Raw genomic sequence first — 20,552 nt, forward strand, 5'->3', positions numbered from 1 at the left:
ATGATGAACAAAAAAATAATTTACTTACTGCTTCTTATACCATTTTCGGTTTTTGCACAAAACACAAAAACGATTAGTGGAACGGTAATAGACGAAGCTAGAAATGAAACTTTACCGGGGGTTAGTATCTACGCTTCAACCAAAGTAATTGGTAACAAAACGAATATAGAAGGAGTTATTCAAGCTTCAATGATTGGAACAACTACTGATTTCGACGGAAATTTCTCTTTTAAAGCACCAAAGGAAACAAAATATATTATAATATCATATATAGGTTTTGAAACAGAGAAAATAAATGTAGAAAATAGAAGTACAGATATGATAATAACACTAAAAGAAAAGGAAGAGCTTTTAGGGGAAGTTATCGTAACAGGTTATCAAAAAATAGAGAAACGTAAAATTACGTCGTCGTTTGCAAAAATTAAAACAGATGATGTTAAAAGAGCAGGAACAGCTAATATTGATCAGATGCTTTCTGGAGAAATTTCAGGAGTACTTGTTCAACCAACTAGTGGCGCTCCAGGTGCACCCGCTAAAATTCAAATTAGAGGTACTTCAACTTTAAACGGTTCTTCTGATCCTTTGTGGGTTTTAGATGGAATTCCTTTACAAGGAAATGATATTCCTAAAGATTTTAGAGATAAAGATAATATTGATAACTTAAAATCTTTTCCAATTGCAGGAATCAATCCTGAAGATATTGAAGAAATAACAGTTTTAAAAGACGCCTCTGCAACCTCTATTTATGGAGCAAGAGCTGCAAACGGAGTAATTGTAATTACGACTAAAAAAGGTAAAGAGGGGAATATGAGGATAAACTTTAATGCAAGCACATTCTTAACTTTACGTCCTGATTTTGATAGGTTAAACTTGATGAATGCTTCTGAGAAAGTAGATTTTGAATTAGGTTTAGCTCGTAGATCAGACTTAACTTATCAAAGTGAAAGAGGAGAAGTTTCTCGTATTTTACAGGCCTATGGAGAATATAATAATTTTCAAAATAATGGTTTTTCAAGTATAAATCCGTTAGCTCAGAATGCAATTAATAGCTTAAGAAACAAAGATACTAATTGGGGGAATGAGTTGTATCAAGCAGCAATAAATCAACAATACGGATTAACACTTTCAGGTGGAAGTGAAAAATCAAGATATTACTTCTCTTTAGGATATTTTGATGAAGAAGGAACAACAAAAGGTACTGGTTTAAACAGGTATAATCTTACGTTTAAAAATGACTATGATGTAAATGATAAATTAAATGTAGGAGTGTCTGTTTTTGCAAGTAGAAATAAAAGCACATCATATATTACTGGTGCAGATGCATACACTAACCCAGCAAATTACTCAAGAAGAGTAAACCCTTATTTCACTCCATACAACGCAGATGGAGGTTATAATTATGACCCAGACTTGATTGAAAGATCAGATTTAAATTTAAAATACAATCCATTAGAAGAAAGACAAAATACAAATCAAGAGTTAACATCTTATTCTATTAAACCAATAATTGATCTTACATATAAGTTTGATAATGCTTTAACATTATATACTCAATTAGGTATGCAGTTTGACTTTGATCAAACTGAAAAATTTGGAGATAAAAACAGTTACTACACTAGAAAATATAGATTTGGCTCTAGATACCAAGATGAAGACGGTAACGATGCCTTTTTTATGCCAGAAGGAGGTATTAATCAAAACTGGAATAGTGATGCTTTTCAATATAATTGGAAAACAACATTAAATTATAACACTTCTATAAATAATATTCATGAAGTTGATGTAATGTTAGGTACCGAGTTTAGAGAGGATAAACGAACTGAAATTCATACAAAAGGATTTGGTTTTAATACAAATACTTTAAGAACTATACCTATAACAGACGAAAGAGCTTTAGGAAATGAATTGTTTAACCCATATAAGAAAACAATTAATGAAAATGCTTACGCTTCTTTCTTCGGAACAGCTTCTTACACTTATGATAGAAAGTATACAGTATTTGGAAGTTTACGATATGATGGATCAAACTTATTTGGAGTAAATCCAGAGTTTAGGTACTTACCATTATGGTCTGTTGCAGGTTCTTGGAATGTAGCTAGAGAAAGCTTTTTTGATATAGATGCTGTTAATGAGTTTAAAATAAGAGGTTCATACGGGGTACAAGGAAATATAGACAAATCAACATCTCCCTTTGTAGTAGGGAATTATAAAGATGAAATTATTTTACCAGGGAATTCTGAACAAGGAATTAATGTAATATCTGCCCCTAACAAAGATTTACGTTGGGAAAAAACAATCTCATCAAATGTAGGGTTTGACTTAGGTTTATTTAATAATAGATTATACGTTTCAGCAGATTATTATTATCGTAAAAGCTCTGACTTAATAGGATTACAAGCAATACCACTAGAATCTGGCTTTAATTTTATTAATACCAATTGGGCAACATTAAATAATAAAGGTGTTGAATTAGCAATAAACTCTAGAAATATTGTCAAAGAAGATTTTAAGTGGAGTACAAGCTTTAATATATCACATAACAAAAATACAGTAGAAAGAATTCAAACCAAAGAAAACGATTTTAAACCTTCTTTATTAGGATACGGAGTAAATGCAGTTTTTGCAATAAAAACAGCAGGTTTAGATAGTAATGGTTTGCCTCTTTTTTGGAAAGATGGAAAAAAAGTAACAGCAGTAGATTTTTATAATCTATCAGAGGGGGTTGATGGAAGCCAGTTAACAAGAGAAGAGCATAGAGATTTATATACTTATGTGGGTAATGGAGATCCTGAATTTAGTGGAGGTTTCATAAATAAATTCCAGTACAAAGATTTTAGTTTAAGTGTTGCAACCAATTTTAACATAAACCAAACTATAAAGCGAACACCTTCGTATCATCCAACGCAAATAAGCCCAACACATAATTATAATAAAGAAGTTTTAAAGGCAGGTACAGGGAATTATCCAGCTTTTATAGGAAGTGCAACACCAGGTTTTGAAACAGATTTAGTGTATAGTTGGTATCATACTTACGATACAGGTAATACATACAGAGATTTAGATATTTGGGTAGATAAAATTTCATACATAAGAATTAATAGTATAAAGTTTGGATACAATGTACCAAGCAGATATTTAGAAAGTATGAATGTTTCAAGACTAAGCTTTAACCTAGAAGGAAGAAACTTATTTGTTTTCGGAACAGATTATGACGGATATTTTGATCCAGAAACCTTTGGTAGTCCATATTCTCAACCAATACCAAAAATTATTTCTTTTGGATTTAATCTTTCTTTTTAAAAAATACAGTAATGAAAAAACATATATACATATTATTAATTAGCATAGTAAGCATCGTTTCTTGTGATGATTACTTAGATATAGAACCGGTAGGACAAGTAATACCAAAATCGGTTGAAGATTACAGAAGCTTTTTAACAACAGCTTATGCAACAGAAAAAAACAACCATATATTAACTACTTATAGAGCAGATGAGCTTCAATTAACTAAAGCATCTTTTGCGTCTGAACTGTACGAAGATCTTTTTATTTGGAATGATGCCAATGCGTCACCACTAACAACACCTTTTTCGTATGCTAGTTTCTATAAAATAATTTTTCATGCAAACCATGTTATAGAAAAAGAAATAGAAATTACTGGAGATGCAGCAGCAATTACCCAATTAGTTGGAGAAGCTTACGCTTTACGAGCACTACAATATTTTCAGTTAATTAATTTGTATGCAAAGGCATATGATACAACAACAGCAGGGAGTGATAATGGGGTCCCTATAGTTACTGAATATAACTTAGACCAAAAGTATGACATTCAATCAGTAGAAGAAGTATATACGCAAATATTAAGTGATCTTTCTAATGCCGAAGCACGTTTAAATATAGAACAGCAAGATTCTGGTTTTAACTATAGATTTTCAAAAATCGCCTTAAAAAGTCTAAAAGCTAGAGTGTATTTGTATAAAAAGGAGTGGCAAAAAGCTATTGACGCAAGTAAAGAAGCTTTAGCTATAAAAAATACAATACAAGACTTAAATTCAGATAGTTCTATGATGCCTTCAGAGTTTAATTCAATAGAATCTATTTTGGCATTAGACATAGTATCTTCTAATAATATCACTACCGATGCTTCTATTTCTGATCAATTTTTAAATAAATATGATAGAATAAACGATTTAAGATTTAATATTTACTTTAAGAAAGACGGAACAGTATACAGAGCTGCTAAAACAGCTGATATTAAGTATAAATCAACCTTCAGAGTAGCTGAACTATATTTAACCTTAGCAGAAGCATATACACAATTAAACGAATTAACATTTGCAAAAGAGCAACTGTTAGTATTAATAAAGAACAGATATACACCAGCTAAAGTTGCAACTTATACTACTTATATTAATTCATTAACAAAACAACAGTTATATGAAGAAATATTAGACGAGCGTGCACGTGAATTTGCAATTGAAGGGCAACGTTGGAATGACTTAAAAAGAACTACGCAACCTGAAATAATAAAGTGGTACGAAGGAAAAAATTATACCCTAAATAAAAATGACAGTAGGTATGTCGTTCAGTTTCCAAACGATGCTAAGATAAATAACCCAAATTTTTAAGATAAAAATATCCGGCAAGTATCAAACGGATAAAAATAAATTGATACTTAATTACTAATTATTTAAATATTTACATTATGAAAAAAGTTTTCCCTTTTTTGTCTTTAATTATTGCACTTGTAATAGTAAGCTGCTCTAGTGATGATAACGATAAAGTAGTACAATCATCTTTAAACAGTATTACAAGTTTTAAAATAAACTTTGAAGGCTTAAGTGAAGATGATGTTATATACGATTTAGGAAATAACATTACAATAAGTGTTCCTTTTAAAACAGATATTACAGGTTTAGTTCCTAATATTACCATATCAGATAAAGCTACTATTTCACCAGCCTCAGGAGAAGCGGTAAATTTTGTTGACGGTGAAGGAATGCCTTTTACTGTTACTGCAGAAAATGGTGATGAGAAAGTATACAATGTTACTATTAATATTCGTGGAGAAGTAGGTAGTGGTTCTAAAATAAAGACTTTCCTTTTTAAAGACGATTATAGCGAGAGTTTAACTACTTATACATATGATGATGTATCTAACTTTATTAAGTCATATGAAATTGAAGAAGGTGGAGCAACTACAACGTACACATTGGTATATGATGATAAAAACCAAGTAATAGAAGTTAAAACTGATACGAAAAGTACAATTTACACTTACAATGATGCAGGTTTAATTGCAAGCGCTATTGAAAAAAAAGATGGTAAAGAGGTTTATACTTATACCTACACTTATGATTCTGATAATAGATTAGAAAAGAAGGTAAGGGTAAACAAAGAAAATGATAAAATAACTAATACAAGTTATGTATACAACAAAGAAGGAAATGTAAAGTCTCAAACTATTGGAACTGAAACATTGGAAAACACTTATGATGATAAAAATAATCCTTTTAAAGGTGTTTACCCATCAGCTTTTTCAAAGATAAATATAGGAATAGGGTTAGATGCAGTAAACGTAAACAACCCAACACAAGGTAGTTTTTCAAGTGATACACCTGTAACGTACACATATAACACAGATAACTATCCTGTAACAGCGTCATATGTAGTATTTGGATTCATTAACACTGACATTACGTACACTTATTTTGATTAATTGATTAATTCCCCTAGTTAAGCACTCTTAGAATTTATTTTAAGGGTGTTTTTTTATGCAAATTTATAATGAATAAAGTAACCACATTATTAATAGCTATTTTATTAGTAACTTGTAAAACAAGTGCTATAAAAAATGAAGACATAGTTCTAGAATTAACTAAAGAAGAACAGCTAAATAAATTATATCAAGAAAAAATAAAACCTCTGTTTAGTTCATATATTGATATAAAAATACCTAATGAATTTAGGATAGATAAGAACGACAACTCTATTAATGCTGGAGCAGCAGATAATTATATTGAAGTAAGTCAAGGATTAGTAGATTATGATAAAGATTATATAAAAGTTTATGTACTATCTCACGAGATAGGTCACATCGTAACACTTAATCAAGCAAAAAAGTTTAAATTTGGTTTACAAATACCTTCTGGGATTGAAACAAATGATTATAAAAAAGCAGAGTATTTAGCAGATTTAATTGCGATACATTTAATGCTAACCAAAGAGAAAACTTTAGGAGAAGAATTAAAACAGAATTTAGAAGTAGTTCAATCTTTATTAGGGCCAGAAATATTTACACATCCAAGTGCTGTAGATAGAGTAGAGCTAATGAATTTGTATATTGAAAAAAGCTCTAAAGAAGATCCTAAAGTAGCTTTTAAAGAAATTTTTGAAAAGGTATGGAATATGGATTAAAACAAAAGCGCCCCATAGGGCGCTTTTGTTACTTTCTTATTAACTCAATTCCTTAATTCAACATTTGCCACAATTTATCCTTGAGCTCCATTAAGCCTTGTTGAGCTACAGATGAAATAAATAACGCTTCAATGCCTTCTGGTAATTCTTGTTTAATTTCTTCTTTCAATTCGTCGTCTAGCATATCTGATTTTGATATAGCTAATAAACGGTCTTTATCCAATAATTCAGGATTGTGTTTGCGAAGCTCATTCAATAAAATTTCATACTCCTTTTTTATATCCTCACTATCAGCAGGAATTAAAAAGAGTAGGGTAGAGTTACGTTCTATATGACGTAAAAAGTGATGCCCTAAACCTTTTCCTTCAGCAGCTCCTTCAATAATCCCAGGAATATCTGCCATTACAAAACTTTGATGATTACGATATTCCACAATACCTAAATTAGGTTTTAGGGTTGTAAATGCATAATCAGCAATTTTAGGTTTGGCGGCGGTAATAACAGATAATAAAGTTGATTTTCCTGCATTAGGGAAACCAACTAAACCAACATCAGCTAAAATTTTTAATTCAATACGATACCAACCTTCTTGTCCGTCAATACCTGGCTGTGCATAACGAGGAGTTTGATTGGTTGATGACTTAAAATGCCAGTTACCACGACCACCTTTACCACCTTCTAATAAGATGATTTCTTGTTCGTCTTCAATAACTTCATGTAAAATTTCGTCAGTATCAGCATCACGGATAATAGTTCCTAATGGAACAGGAATGATAACATCAGCACCATCATGTCCAGTACTTCTACTGCTACTACCATCACCACCGTGTTCAGCTCTAAAATGACGTTTAAATTTTAAATGGAAAAGTGTCCACATATTTTTATCGCCACGTAATATAATGTGACCACCTCGACCACCGTCACCACCATCAGGTCCACCTTTCGCAATGTATTTTTCGCGATGTAAGTGTGCAGATCCACGACCACCTTTACCTGATGATGCGTAGATTTTAATATAGTCGACAAAATTTCCTTCAGTCATTGTTCGTTGTTTATTTGTTGAATTGTTAAAAAGCGATAATTGTTATTACTTTAACAATTAAACAAGTGTTTGTTATAGTGTATCAAATACGTCTGATAAACGTTGTGTAATTTCTTCAATAGAGCCAACTCCGTTTACTCCGTAGTAGTTGTTTTGTGTTTGGTAATAGTCTTTTAAAACAGCTGTTTTAGTATTGTATTCATTAAAACGATTACGGATTTTACTTTCATCCATATCATCAGAACGACCACTAGTTTTTCCTCTTTCTAAGATACGTTCAACTAATAAGTCTTCTGGCACTTCTAAAGCAACCATTCCGTTAATACGTTCACCTTTTTCAGCTAAAAAAGTATCTAAAGCTTTTGCTTGAGATTCTGTACGAGGAAATCCATCAAAAATAAATCCTGCAGAATCTGCATTTTTGTTAACCTCTTCTTTCAACATATTAATGGTAACTTCATCAGGAACTAAATCTCCAGCATCAATATATGTTTTTGCTAATAATCCTAATTCAGTTTTATTTTTAATATTAAATCGGAATACATCTCCTGTTGAAATGTGTACTAAATTGTATTTTTCTTTTAAAACTTCTGCTTGAGTACCTTTTCCTGCACCTGGAGGGCCGAATAATACGATGTTTTTCATTTTTGGTGGTGTTGTTAATTGATAAATAGCAGGCAAGTTTCTACCATAACCTTTGTAATCTAATCCGTAACCTACAATAAATTTATCTTCAATACTTTTTCCAATATAATTTATATGTAGCTCTTTACGATAGACATCAGGCTTGTAAAAAAGTGTTACTATTTTTAGTTCTTTTAATTTTTTTGTTTTAAAGATTTCATAAATCTCTTGAAGGGTTGTGCCAGTATCAATAATATCTTCTAAAATAATAACGGTACGACCAGATAAATCTTCATTAAGACCAATTAAGCTCTTTACATTTTCTGTTGAAGAAGTGCCTTGGTAAGAAGACAATTTAACAAAACTAATTTCACAGTTTCCTTTATATTCACGTAAAAAATCGGCAGTAAAAACAAAGCACCCGTTTAAAATTCCTATGAAAATAGGAACTTCATCAGAAGGTAAATCTTTTCTTACTTGCTCAGCTAACGAGCTAACAATATTAGAAATTTCATCAGCTGAAATGAATTCTTTAAAATATAAATCGTGGAGTTTTGTAATTTTCATCAGACTGCAAAGATAGTTGCTTGATATTAAATGAAAAAACCGTTTTGAAGTTTATTCAAAACGGTTTTATGTATGTTTTTATTTAAGTTACTTGTTTTCTTCTTTTTTAGAAACGTCAAACATAATTGGCGTTGCAACAAATAAAGAAGAATAAGTACCTACTACCACACCTACGATTAATGCGAACATAAATCCTTTAATACTGTCCCCTCCAAAGAAGAAGATAGCTAACATTACAAGTAATGTTGTTAAAGAGGTGTTGATAGTCCTTCCTAATGTACTGTTTAATGCTTTGTTTACTAAACTAGCAGTAACAGAGTTTCTGCCTTCTGTAAACTCTCTAATTCTATCAAAAATTACCACAGTATCATTTAATGAGTATCCTACTACTGTTAAAATTGCTGCGATGAATGATTGACCAATTTCCATATCAAATGGCATGAATTTGTATAGTAAAGAGAATACACCCAATACTACTAACACATCATGAAAAACAGCTACTACTGCACCAATAGAGTATGCCATTTTTCTAAAACGTAATAAGATGTATAAGAAAACTACGATTAACGATCCTAAAACTGCCCATAAAGCTGATTGCTTAATATCATCTGCAATAGTAGGTTCTACCTTAATGTAGCTCATAATTCCGTTTCCTGCTTTTTCAAAACCAGGTTTAAAGTTTTCATAAGAAGTGTCTCCTAAGTATGGCTTTAATCCTTGATATAAAGCATTTTGAACTTGCTCATCTACATTAGTACCTTCTTCATCAATTTTGAAGGCAGTAGTAATTTTTAATTGGTGATCAGAACCAAAAGTTTTTACTTCTGGAGCTGTACCAAATACTTCTTTCAACTGCTCTGATACCTCATTACCTTTCATGGCTTCGTCAAAACGTACCACATAAGAACGTCCTCCTTTAAAGTCTACCCCTTGCTTTAAACCTACAGTAAAAATAGAAGCTAAGCCTACTACGATAAAGAATCCTGAAATTATATAAGCTATCTTACGCTTTTGTAAGAATTCAATATTAATATTTTTAAACCAGTTTTTAGAGAAACCAGTATTAAAAGGTAACTTAGTTCCTTTTTCAACAGCACCGTCAATAAATAAACGAGTAATGAATACAGCTGTAAATAAAGAAGTAGCAATACCTATCATCAGTGTTAAAGCAAAACCTTTAATTGGTCCTGTACCGAAAGTGTATAAAATAATACCAGTTAATAAAGTAGTAATGTTAGCATCAATAATTGCAGATAATGCTCCTTTAATACTAAATCCTTCATCTACTGATTCACCTAAGTTTTTTCCACCGTTTAAGGCTTCTTTAATTCTTTCAAAAATAATTACGTTTGCATCTACTGACATACCTATGGTTAAGATAATACCAGCAATACCAGGTAAGGTTAATACTGAATTAAATGAAGCTAAAATTCCAAAAATAAATAAGATGTTAACTACTAAAGCAATGTTAGCATAAATACCAGCTCTACCGTAGTATAAGAACATCCAAACTAACACTAAAATAATAGCTAACCCGAATGACCACATACTTGCATCAATAGACTCTTTACCTAATGATGGTCCAACTACTTCAGCTTGAATAATACGAGCAGGAGCAGGTAGTTTACCAGCTTTTAAAACTGTTGCAATATCTTGTGCCTCAGTTACTGTCATGGTTCCTCCTGAAATTTGAGTACTACCACCAGTAATAGCTGCATTTACAACAGGAGCAGTATATACGTAGTTGTCTAATACCACAGCAACGAACTTACCAATATTTTCGCTAGTCATTTTTGCCCATTGCTTAGTACCGGAACCATTCATTAACATGGATACTACAGGTTTACTCAATTGATCGTATTCTTGTTTAGCATCTGCAATTACATCACCACCAATAGGAGCTTTATCTTTTCTGTTAGATTTTATTGCATACAAACCAATAATCTCTGTTCCATCAGCTCCAGCTTGAGTTTTGTAATCCCATAAAAACTTTGTATATTTTAAGTTGTTAGGTAATAAAGCTCTTACCTCCTTGTTCTGTAAGAAACTATTTACTTTCGCAGTATCTTGAACTCTAGCTTGTGCAACTAACGAGCTTACTTGTTGTGGACTCTGAGCTACATTAGGGTATAAGTAAGTAAATAAGTTCTTTTGAGTTTCAACTTTTGTAGAATCAGCAGATTCACCCAATAAATCATCAATATCATTGTCTGCCTTAGCAGTATCTTTCACTTGTTCAGTTGCAGAATCATCTTTTAACATTTCAGCAACTTTAGCGTTTGCTGTAAAGAAAAAGTTTTGAACATCTGCATTCGTGTGTACTTCCCAAAACTGTAATTCAGCAGTACTTTGTAATAGTTTTTCTACACGATCAATATCTTTAGCACCTGGTAATTCTACTTGAATTCTACCAGAGTTTCCAATACGTTGAATGTTCGGTTGTACAACTCCAAATTTATCAATACGGCTACGTAATACTTCAAAAGCAGTGTTGATAGAAGTGTTTATTTCTTCTTGTAAAGTCGATTTAACCTGCTCGTTTGTTTTGTTGAAGTCTATTTTATCACGTAAAGCCTTTGTTCCAAAAATGCTAGGGTCACTTAATTTAATACTACCATTACTTAATTTTTCGAACTCGTTGTAGAATAAATCTAAGTAATTCTCTTGGCTATCTTTTTGAGCTTCATCAGCATTCGTTAATGCTTGCTTAAAAGTTGTGTTTTGAGAATCGTCAGACAATCCGATTAAGATATCTTTTACTGATACCTGTAAAATTGCGTTAATACCCCCTTTTAAATCAAGACCAAGGTTCATCTCCTTGTTTCTGATATCATTGTAAGAGTACTTTGCAAATCCTAAATTTACTATCTCTTTGTTAGCTACGCTATCTAAGTATTTTCGTTCATATCTTGCTAGAGCTCTACCGTTGTTATCACTAACATTAGCTTTAGCATATTGTTTCGCACTATCTTCTACCTTATTGGCAAAGAATGTAAACGATAACTGATAAATACTCACTAGACCAAAAAGTATAGCAAATAATTTAATTAATCCTTTGTTTTGCATTGTAAATAATTTAAATCGACTTTATTTTAAAAACGTGCAAATATAGCGTTTCGTTAAAAGAAAAGCCAATTCTTTTATCATATTTATGTGATTAGATAATAAATAGGGAATATTTGCTAACAAATGTCAGTTTTTAGGGGGATTATATTACGTATATTTACCTATTTTTTAGCAAAATAAATAACTTAAAAATTTTAAATAATTCGCCATGGCGCATTTAACAGATATCGAAATTGCTCAAGCAAAAGAATTACAACATATTAAACATATAGCAAGTAAATTAAAAATTAAAGAAGATGATTTAGAAATGTATGGGAAATACAAAGCCAAATTACCTTTAAGTTTAATAAACGAAGAGAAAGTAAAAGAAAATAACTTAGTGTTGGTAACAGCACTAACACCTACGCCAGCAGGTGAAGGAAAAACAACTGTTTCTATAGGTTTAACAGAAGGATTAAATAAAATAGAAAAACAGGCAACTGTAGTATTGAGAGAACCATCATTAGGACCTGTTTTTGGAATTAAAGGAGGGGCAGCTGGAGGTGGACATTCGCAAGTTGTACCAATGGAGGATATAAACTTACATTTTACTGGAGATTTCAACGCTATAGAGAAAGCAAATAATTTACTGTCAGCTTTAATAGATAACAATTTACAGAGCAGCACTGATAATTTAAATATCGATCCTCGTACGATTTTATGGAAACGCGTGATTGATATGAACGATCGTTCGTTACGTCAAATTACAATTGGTTTAGGAGGAACGGCAAATGGAATACCACGCGAAGATGGATTCAACATTACACCAGCATCAGAAGTAATGGCTATTCTTTGTATGGCAACTTCTTTTGATGATTTAAAAGAACGCTTAGGGAGTATTTTTATTGGGTTCACTTTTGATAAAAAGCCAGTTTTTGCACGTGATTTAAAAGCACAAGATGCAATGGCTATTTTATTAAAAGATGCAGTAAAACCAAATTTAGTACAAACCTTAGAAGAAAATCCGGCAATTATTCATGGTGGACCTTTTGCAAATATAGCACAAGGTACTAATACAATTATTGCAACTAAAATGGGGTTGTCGTTATCAAATTATGTAGTAACAGAAGCTGGTTTTGGAGCTGATTTAGGAGCAGAAAAGTTTCTAAATATAAAATCACAATATGCAGGGTTAAATCCTAAATGTGTGGTTCTAGTTGCTACTATTAGAGCATTGCGCCACCATGGAGGATCATCAAAAGAAGAATACAATAGCCCAAGATTAGAGCGTGTACAAAACGGATTTAAAAACCTAGAAAAGCATATAGAGAATATTAGAAAATTTAATATTGAACCTGTAGTAGCTATCAATTCTTTTATTTCAGACACTGAGGAAGAAGTTAATTATGTGATTGATGCTTGTGCTAGTTTAGGTGTACAAGCAGTTGTTTCAGAAGGATGGGCAAAAGGAGGTGAAGGAACTAAAAAATTAGCTGAGGCTGTTGTTGATGTAGTTGAAAACAAAGCTACCCAATACAAACCGTTGTACGATTGGAAAAGTCCTGTAAAAGAAAAAATAGAAAAGATTGCCAAAGAAATTTATGGAGCAGATGCCGTAACCTATGATAAAAAAGCTGAGTTAAACTTGCGAAGAATTGATCGTTTAGGTTTTAATGACTTTGCTGTTTGTATGGCAAAAACTCAAAAGTCATTTTCAGATAATGATAAGTTAATTGGAAGACCAGAGGGGTTTACAGTAAATGTTAGAGAAATAGAAATAGCAGCAGGAGCACAATTTATAATTCCAATTTTAGGAAAAATGATGCGTATGCCTGGGTTACCCGCAACTCCAGCATCAGAAAATATGACAATAGATAACAAAGGGCTAATTTCTGGTTTGTCATAGGTGTTTTTTACGTTTATAACTTAAATGTGTTTTCATGTTAAAAGAGAGCCAAGTTTTAAAAAGTAATAATAGTTATTAATAAATAAGTCCCGAGTTTGTTTATCACTCGGGACTTAATTTATTAAAAGATTATTCGACAATAAGATTATTTAATTTTATGTTTTTTAGAGCTTGTAAGCTCCCCTCTATAGAGTTTAAATCCCCTTTTAAATTATATTTTTTACCTTTTATATTAACAAGTATACCAATGCTGTTAATCTTACTTTCTTTGATTGTTTGGTAAACTTGATAAGTAACACCCTTGTTTTTAAAAGCTAAGGTGTCTTTTGTTTTATTGAGTCTGAAATTGTAATCTCCTCCGATCAATTCAATAGGGAATGAGAATTCTACAGTTCCATCAGGTTTAATCAAAGCGTAATTAAGAGCTAATCCATTCATGCTAAATAGAACAGCCCGTTTCTTGTTTTTAATAAGATTAAATGATAATATTTTAGAAAGCCCATCATATTTTAAATCTAGTGTTTTAGTGGTTTTGGTATTTTTTTTATTTCCGTTCCATTCTGTTATAGTAGTCGAATAAAAAGGAGTAAAAGCAGCATTTTCTTCTACAATTAAAATAGGAGTAGGTATATTGTTTACTACTTTAAAAGTTGAATATTGATGCCAGCAACAACCACTTTTAGTAATGGTATGAATGGTTTTTGTTTTGTCATCCGTTTGAAACATACCACAATATTCTTGTGCTAATCGAGTAAACTCAGGGCTAAATGTTAGTTTGTTGTTAATTTCTAGATAAATTTTAAAAGACGGTCCATGATAGCAGCTAAACTGTCCATCCATGATAGCTAAGTCTTTAACACCATCGAAATTAAAGTCTTTATAAATTAAAATACTTTGTTTTCCATATGGAATGTTTAACATACTTGTTTTAACAACTCCAGAGGTTTCTAACTCAAAAGTTAATTCATCAGAGTGTATTTCTATAATTTTTGTATTTGTTTTAGATTCGTAAACAGCAATACTTCCTTTTTTGAAAATTTCATTTTCATAACCTTTTTCAATAATCAAGAGTCCTTTATATCTTTCTGAAAAACCTATGATCTCGTAATGAGTTTGACCAAATATCTTTAGAAAAGTAAATATAAACAGTAGCGTGAAATTCTTTTTCATGAAGTAAACTATTGGGATGTTAATTCTAAATGATGTTCCATAAAACAAAAAATATATTAAGAATGAAGGAAAATAAATATAAAAAAGAAATCCTTTGGTTACTGGATAATTTACCAAAGGATTGTTTTATTTTATAATAAAAATATTTTTATGTTAATTCACACCACGTTGTTTGTTAATTTCGTCTTGTAATTGTCTACGTAATTTTTGTTCTTTTTCAATGGTCTTTTTTTTGTATTGTTCAAATTCCTCTTCAGTTTCAGTTAATAAACTTTTTGTTTCTTTAGTAACTACATTACTGTTATTAAACCTGTATATGAAGAAAGCTAAGGCAGCAAGTAAAACAAAAATAATACCCCATACTATAGAGTTGTAGGTGGATTTGTTTAAAGGAATTCCAACAAAAGAAATAGCATCTTCCTTATCAATAGAAGTAACTAAATCTTTGTTTAGTGTATCTATCTTAGTTTGTAATTCAACAATACTTTTTTGTTGTTCATCTATTTTTACCTGTTTAGCAGCAGCATCTGTTTTAATAACCTTTATACTGTCTAAAATACTATTTTGTAGTCTTAAGTATTCATTTTTTTTTACGACCTTATAAATTTGGTAGTTGTTTGATTTCTTATAAAGTTCTTTAAACTGGTTTTCAACCGTATTAGGTTGGTCAGGAGAACTGGTTTGAGCTATAATACTTTGAGATAAAATAAAGATGAATACTATTTTTAAAAATTTCATGATACTGATATTTTAGTTCAATTGATGAATACATATGGTTTAAAAAAACCCAAACGTTAAGGTTTGGGTTTTTAGTATAAGCAAGGTTATGAAACTTATTTTACTTTTTCTACAATGGCCTTAAAAGCTTCTGGATTGTTCATAGCTAAATCAGCTAAAACCTTACGGTTTAATTCGATATTATTAGCTTTAACTTTACCCATAAACTGTGAGTAAGACATTCCGAACTGACGAGCTCCAGCGTTGATACGTTGAATCCATAAAGAACGGAAGTTTCTCTTATTGTTTTTACGGTCACGGTATGCATAAAGCATTCCTTTTTCAACCGCATTCTTTGCTACTGTATAAACGTTTTTACGACGTCCAAAGTAACCTTTTGCTTGCTTCAAGATTTTTTTTCTTCTATTTCTTGAAGCTACTGAATTTACTGATCTTGGCATAATTCAAATGTGTTTTTGTAGTAGGCGACTTACTTAAAAGTTCTTTAAAGAGCCCAACTCCATGGTTAATAATTAAATTCCCTGAGCTAACAATTATTTTAAAACTAATTGTTGCTTAATGTTTGCTTCATCAGATTTATGTACTAATGTAGCATGTGTTAATGCAAGCTTACGTTTTTTAGACTTTTTTGTTAAAATGTGGCTTTTAAACGCGTGCTTTCTTTTGATTTTTCCAGTACCAGTTAACTTGAAACGTTTTTTAGCACTAGATTTTGTTTTAATTTTAGGCATCTTTGTTTTTAGTTTTATCTTGCTTATATTATTGTATGTATTATTTACCTTTTTTAGGAGCAATAAACATAATCATACGTTTTCCTTCTAGTTTCGGCATTTGTTCTACCTTACCGTATTCTTCTAATTCTTGAGCTAATTTTAATAGTAAAATTTGTCCTTGTTCTTTAAATACAATCGAACGCCCTTTGAAGAATACAAAAGCTTTTAATTTAGCTCCATCTTGTAAGAACTTAATCGCATGCTTCTTTTTGAATTCGTAATCATGTTCGTCAGTTTGAGGTCCGAAACGAATTTCCTTAACGGTAACTTTAGTTGCTTTAGCTTTTAAAGCTTTTTCACGTTTCTTTTGCTCATATAAGAACTTTTTGTAATCAATAACTTTACAAACAGGAGGAACAGCTTTAGGTGAAATTTCAACTAAATCTAATTCTAACTCTCGTGCAATCTCTTTAGCTTTAGCTAATGGATATACACCTACTTCCACGTTATCGCCTACAAGACGAACTTCATCAACATGTCTAATTTTTTCATTAATTCTATGTTGATCTTCTTTAATTACTCTCGCGGGTCTTCTACCGCCTTTTCTTCTAATTGCTATGACTTATAAATTTTAAATTACTATCTATTTTTTAACTACCAAAAGGAACTAATGTCTTACTAACTTCTTTCTGTATTAGAGAAATAAACTCCTCTATAGTAAATGTTCCTAAATCACCTTCACCATGTTTTCTCACAGATACTGTGCCATCTTTTTCTTCTTGTTCACCAACAATAACCATAAAAGGTATTTTGCTAACTTCGGCATCACGTATCTTTCTTCCTGTCTTCTCGTTACGGTTATCAACGAGGGCGCGAATTTCGGAATTTTCTAACAAAGTTAAAACTTTTTCGGTATATTTTTGATATTTCTCGCTGATTGGCAGTACAATAACTTGCTCTGGGGTTAGCCAAAGAGGGAAATTACCACCTGTGTGCTCCAATAAAACAGCAATAAAACGCTCCATAGAACCAAATGGTGCACGATGAATCATTACTGGGCGGTGTAATTGATTGTCAGCACCTTTGTAATGTAAATCAAAACGTTCAGGTAGGTTGTAATCGACTTGAATAGTACCTAATTGCCAACTTCTACCTAAAGCATCTTTTACCATAAAGTCTAACTTGGGACCATAAAAAGCAGCTTCACCTTCTTCAACAACATAATCTAACCCTTTGTCTTTTGCCGCATTAATGATTGCTTGCTCAGCTTTTTCCCAGTTTTCAACTGAACCAATATATTTATCAAGGTTAGCCATATCTCTAATAGATACCTGAGCAGTAAAATCTTCAAAACCTAAAGACCCGAATACGTATAGTACTAAATCAATTACATTTTTAAACTCTTCATCTAATTGTTCAGGTGTACAGAATATGTGTGCATCATCTTGAGTAAAACCACGAACACGAGTTAAACCATGTAACTCACCACTCTGTTCATATCTATATACAGTACCAAATTCAGCAAAACGTTTAGGTAAATCTTTATATGAATAAGGTTTGTGATTGTACACCTCACAGTGATGTGGACAGTTCATAGGTTTTAGCAAAAACTCCTCGTCTTCTTTTGGAGTAGTAATAGGTTGAAAACTATCTTCACCATATTTAGCATAGTGCCCAGAGGTAACATATAGTTCTTTCTGACCAATGTGAGGAGTCATAACCATTTCGTACCCTGCTTTCTTTTGAGCAGCTTTTAAGAAATCTTCTAAACGACCACGTAAAGCAGCGCCTTTAGGTAACCATAACGGTAAACCTTGTCCTACTTTTTGAGAAAAAGTAAAAAGTTCTAGCTCTTTACCAAGTTTTCTATGGTCACGCTTTTTAGCTTCTTCAAGTAGTTCTAAATATTGTTTTAACTCTTTTTGTTTAGGGAAAGAAATTCCATAGACACGAGTTAACTGGTTGTTCTTTTCGTCACCGCGCCAATAAGCACCAGCAACATTCATAATTTTTACTGCTTTAATAATTCCTGTGTTCGGAATATGTCCTCCACGGCATAAGTCAGTAAAATCACTGTGATCACAAAAAGTAATATCACCATCTTCTAAACCTTCAATAAGTTCTACCTTATATTGGTTGTTTTGTGCTTTATAGTAGGCTAAAGCATCAGCTTTAGAAATAGAGCGCATTTTAAACTCAGCTTTTTCCCGAGCACGCTCTAAAAATTTCTTTTCTATTTTATCAAAGTCTTTTTCAGAAATAGTATCTTCTCCAAAATCAACATCATAATAAAAACCATTCTCAATAGCAGGTCCAATAGTTAATTTTGCATTTGGATAAAAATCTTGAATAGCTTGTGCTAATACGTGAGCAGAGGAATGCCAAAAAGCTTTCTTTCCTGCTGCGTCATTAAAGGTATATAAAACTAACGAGCCGTCTGTGGTAAGTGGGGTGGTGGTTTCAATGGTGTCTCCTTCAAAACTTGCAGAAATAACATTTCTAGCTAAACCTTCACTAATACTTTTAGCAACATCCATTGGAGTGCTGTTCTTTTCAAATTCTTTGACGCTCCCGTCAGGTAATGTAATTTTAATCATTATATATATGTGTTATGTATAATTTCCTTACAAGTGGAAATTTTGAATCGCAAAGATATTGTAAAAGCATTTTGTAAGCAATATATAATAATTAAAGATTATAAGATTAATTTTATAAGCACAATAATTTTAGAGAGCTAATGTTTTTTAAAATGAAATAATTACTTTTAGTTTTTTTAGCGTTTGTTTTTTAGATATGTTTTTTGATTTTTTTAAAAATAAAGGTAAGCTTGAACCATTTGAAATAAAAAATAGTAGTGCAGTCTTACTCTTAATGGCTCCTGGGTTGTATGTTTATTCTGTTTTAATTTTTTATTTTAATAAAAAAGCAATAGAACTCCCTGGTTTAAGAGAAACCTTCGCTGTTGTTTTTTTTATAGCAGGAATAATACCTCTTGTGAAAAAGGAGTGGGCTAAAAAATACTATGGCTATGTGGTTTTTTTAGTGTTATTTTTATTTCAACATTATCTTATATATACGACTAAAGTAAATGATTTTTCAATAGACTATTTGTTAGGAACTTTTATTGTGATGTTTGGAGCTATACTAATTTTAAACAATAGAGGTTTTATAATGGTTTTTAGTGTTTTCCAGTTATTGCATTTAACTTATTGGGGTTTCACATCAAATATAAATATTGTATTAGAATCTGCGATATTAATATCTACTTCTACTATTTTTATTTTTTCAACAATTATTTTAAATGGTCATGTAAGATATCGAAAACAATTACAAGAAATAAATTTGTCATTAGAAAATAGAGTAAAAGAGAGAACAAAAGACTTAGAAATTAGAGCAAAAGAATTGTCAGAAAAGAACGAAGATTTAGAAGAGTTCGCCTATGTAGTATCACATGACTTAAAAACCCCTTTAGGGAATTTACATGCTTTGTCAGAATGGATGTTGGAGAGTAATGTAAATTATTCAGGAAAAAATGAACACATCAATATGCTTCGAATGATGAAAGACCAAGTAGAGCAGATAGATTTATTAATTAATGGTATCCTTGATTATTCCTTAAAAGGAAATGAAATGGAGGTAAAGCAAGAAATAAAAGTAAATAATATTGTAGAGCAAATAATAGAATTGAATTCCGTTCCTAATTGTATTATAGAAATAAAGAATAAACTACCAATAATAGAGTATAATGAAACTGAGATAATCCAAGTGTTTGAAAACTTAATAGAGAACGCGATTAAACACAACGATAAAGAATATATATGTATAGAAATAGGAAGTAAAGAAGAAGATAAAGAATATGTTTTTTATGTAAAAGACAATGGTCCGGGGATAGAAGAAAAAAATCATAAAAAAATTTTTAATCTTTTTCAAAAGCTAGAAGAAACATCTTCTTTTCAATCTATAGGGCTGGGGTTGGCTTTGGTTAAGAAGATCTTGAAGAGAAGAGGAGGGCGTATATGGTTGAATAACGAAGAGGGGCAAGGAACTATATTTTACTTTTCGGTCATGAAAAAACAAAGGGCGTGAGTGTAACTAATTATATAATAACGTATTAATAGATGTTTTAAAAAAAAGGTTTAAAAATTGCTTGTTAAGTGGGAAAAGGTGTCTATATTTGCACCCGCCAACGGAGAAACGCTAAGTTTTAAAGTTAGTAAAAGTTCATTAAGATAGGGATGTAAGATATTTAAAGAAAAGGTTAAAAAATAGTTTAACAAATTCTTGTTTATTAGGAAATAAAGTGAGTATCTTTGCAGTCCGAATTTTAGGG

15 protein-coding genes are annotated in these 20,552 nt (G+C 31.3%); 6 read left to right on the plus strand and 9 right to left on the minus strand.

The window, feature by feature from the left end:
• From ACXIHB_RS13280 to ACXIHB_RS13295, 4 genes are all read left to right on the plus strand, one after another.
• Positions 1 to 3,300, plus strand: a complete 3,300-nt coding sequence (locus tag ACXIHB_RS13280) for a SusC/RagA family TonB-linked outer membrane protein (RefSeq protein WP_366329156.1) — start codon at positions 1 to 3, stop codon at positions 3,298 to 3,300.
• 11 nt (positions 3,301 to 3,311) lie between these two features.
• Complete coding sequence (locus ACXIHB_RS13285; RefSeq protein WP_047790524.1) at positions 3,312 to 4,628, plus strand: RagB/SusD family nutrient uptake outer membrane protein; 1,317 nt, start codon at positions 3,312 to 3,314, stop codon at positions 4,626 to 4,628.
• 77 nt (positions 4,629 to 4,705) lie between these two features.
• The gene (locus ACXIHB_RS13290) at positions 4,706 to 5,719 is read left to right on the plus strand and encodes a hypothetical protein (protein WP_462098437.1); all 1,014 of its coding nucleotides are present in this window, start codon (positions 4,706 to 4,708) and stop codon (positions 5,717 to 5,719) included.
• A 68-nt stretch (positions 5,720 to 5,787) separates the two neighbouring features.
• The gene (locus tag ACXIHB_RS13295; protein ID WP_462098438.1) at positions 5,788 to 6,417 is read left to right on the plus strand and encodes a M48 family metalloprotease; all 630 of its coding nucleotides are present in this window, start codon (positions 5,788 to 5,790) and stop codon (positions 6,415 to 6,417) included.
• A gap of 52 nt (positions 6,418 to 6,469) precedes the next feature.
• Here the strand turns inward: ACXIHB_RS13295 and obgE are convergent, their stop codons facing one another.
• The 3 genes from obgE to secDF form a co-directional block, all read right to left on the minus strand.
• Positions 6,470 to 7,459 (minus strand): GTPase ObgE, encoded by a 990-nt coding sequence (obgE, locus tag ACXIHB_RS13300; protein WP_073184416.1) that lies wholly within the window; start codon positions 7,457 to 7,459, stop codon positions 6,470 to 6,472.
• Positions 7,460 to 7,531: 72 nt separating this feature from the next.
• Positions 7,532 to 8,650, minus strand: a complete 1,119-nt coding sequence (locus ACXIHB_RS13305) for an adenylate kinase (protein ID WP_082118684.1) — start codon at positions 8,648 to 8,650, stop codon at positions 7,532 to 7,534.
• Positions 8,651 to 8,737: 87 nt separating this feature from the next.
• Complete coding sequence (gene secDF / locus ACXIHB_RS13310; RefSeq protein ID WP_462098439.1) at positions 8,738 to 11,716, minus strand: protein translocase subunit SecDF; 2,979 nt, start codon at positions 11,714 to 11,716, stop codon at positions 8,738 to 8,740.
• 208 nt (positions 11,717 to 11,924) lie between these two features.
• Between secDF and ACXIHB_RS13315 the strand changes: the two genes are divergently transcribed.
• Positions 11,925 to 13,601, plus strand: a complete 1,677-nt coding sequence (locus ACXIHB_RS13315; RefSeq protein ID WP_073184419.1) for a formate--tetrahydrofolate ligase — start codon at positions 11,925 to 11,927, stop codon at positions 13,599 to 13,601.
• Between the two features lie 129 nt (positions 13,602 to 13,730).
• Here the strand turns inward: ACXIHB_RS13315 and ACXIHB_RS13320 are convergent, their stop codons facing one another.
• From ACXIHB_RS13320 to thrS, 6 genes are all read right to left on the minus strand, one after another.
• Entirely contained in the window at positions 13,731 to 14,771 is a 1,041-nt protein-coding gene (locus ACXIHB_RS13320; protein ID WP_462098440.1) for an XAC2610-related protein, read from the minus strand.
• A gap of 153 nt (positions 14,772 to 14,924) precedes the next feature.
• Entirely contained in the window at positions 14,925 to 15,509 is a 585-nt protein-coding gene (locus tag ACXIHB_RS13325; RefSeq protein WP_047790516.1) for a hypothetical protein, read from the minus strand.
• A 95-nt stretch (positions 15,510 to 15,604) separates the two neighbouring features.
• A complete protein-coding gene (gene rplT / locus ACXIHB_RS13330) occupies positions 15,605 to 15,949 on the minus strand; it encodes a 50S ribosomal protein L20 (RefSeq protein WP_028891166.1) in 345 nt (114 codons plus the stop codon).
• Positions 15,950 to 16,042: 93 nt separating this feature from the next.
• On the minus strand, positions 16,043 to 16,240 hold the full coding sequence (gene rpmI, locus ACXIHB_RS13335; protein WP_047790515.1) for a 50S ribosomal protein L35: 198 nt from the start codon (positions 16,238 to 16,240) through the stop codon (positions 16,043 to 16,045).
• 40 nt (positions 16,241 to 16,280) lie between these two features.
• Positions 16,281 to 16,799, minus strand: coding sequence for a translation initiation factor IF-3 (gene infC / locus ACXIHB_RS13340; protein ID WP_073184421.1), 519 nt, complete (start codon positions 16,797 to 16,799; stop codon positions 16,281 to 16,283).
• A 73-nt stretch (positions 16,800 to 16,872) separates the two neighbouring features.
• Positions 16,873 to 18,819 carry a threonine--tRNA ligase gene (gene thrS / locus ACXIHB_RS13345; RefSeq protein WP_047790513.1) on the minus strand — a complete coding sequence of 649 codons (1,947 nt, stop codon included), beginning with the start codon at positions 18,817 to 18,819 and terminating at the stop codon, positions 16,873 to 16,875.
• Positions 18,820 to 19,015: 196 nt separating this feature from the next.
• Between thrS and ACXIHB_RS13350 the strand changes: the two genes are divergently transcribed.
• The gene (locus ACXIHB_RS13350; protein ID WP_462098441.1) at positions 19,016 to 20,308 is read left to right on the plus strand and encodes a sensor histidine kinase; all 1,293 of its coding nucleotides are present in this window, start codon (positions 19,016 to 19,018) and stop codon (positions 20,306 to 20,308) included.
• Positions 20,309 to 20,552: the final 244 nt, after the last annotated feature.

This window comes from Tenacibaculum sp. IMCC1, from assembly GCF_054906355.1.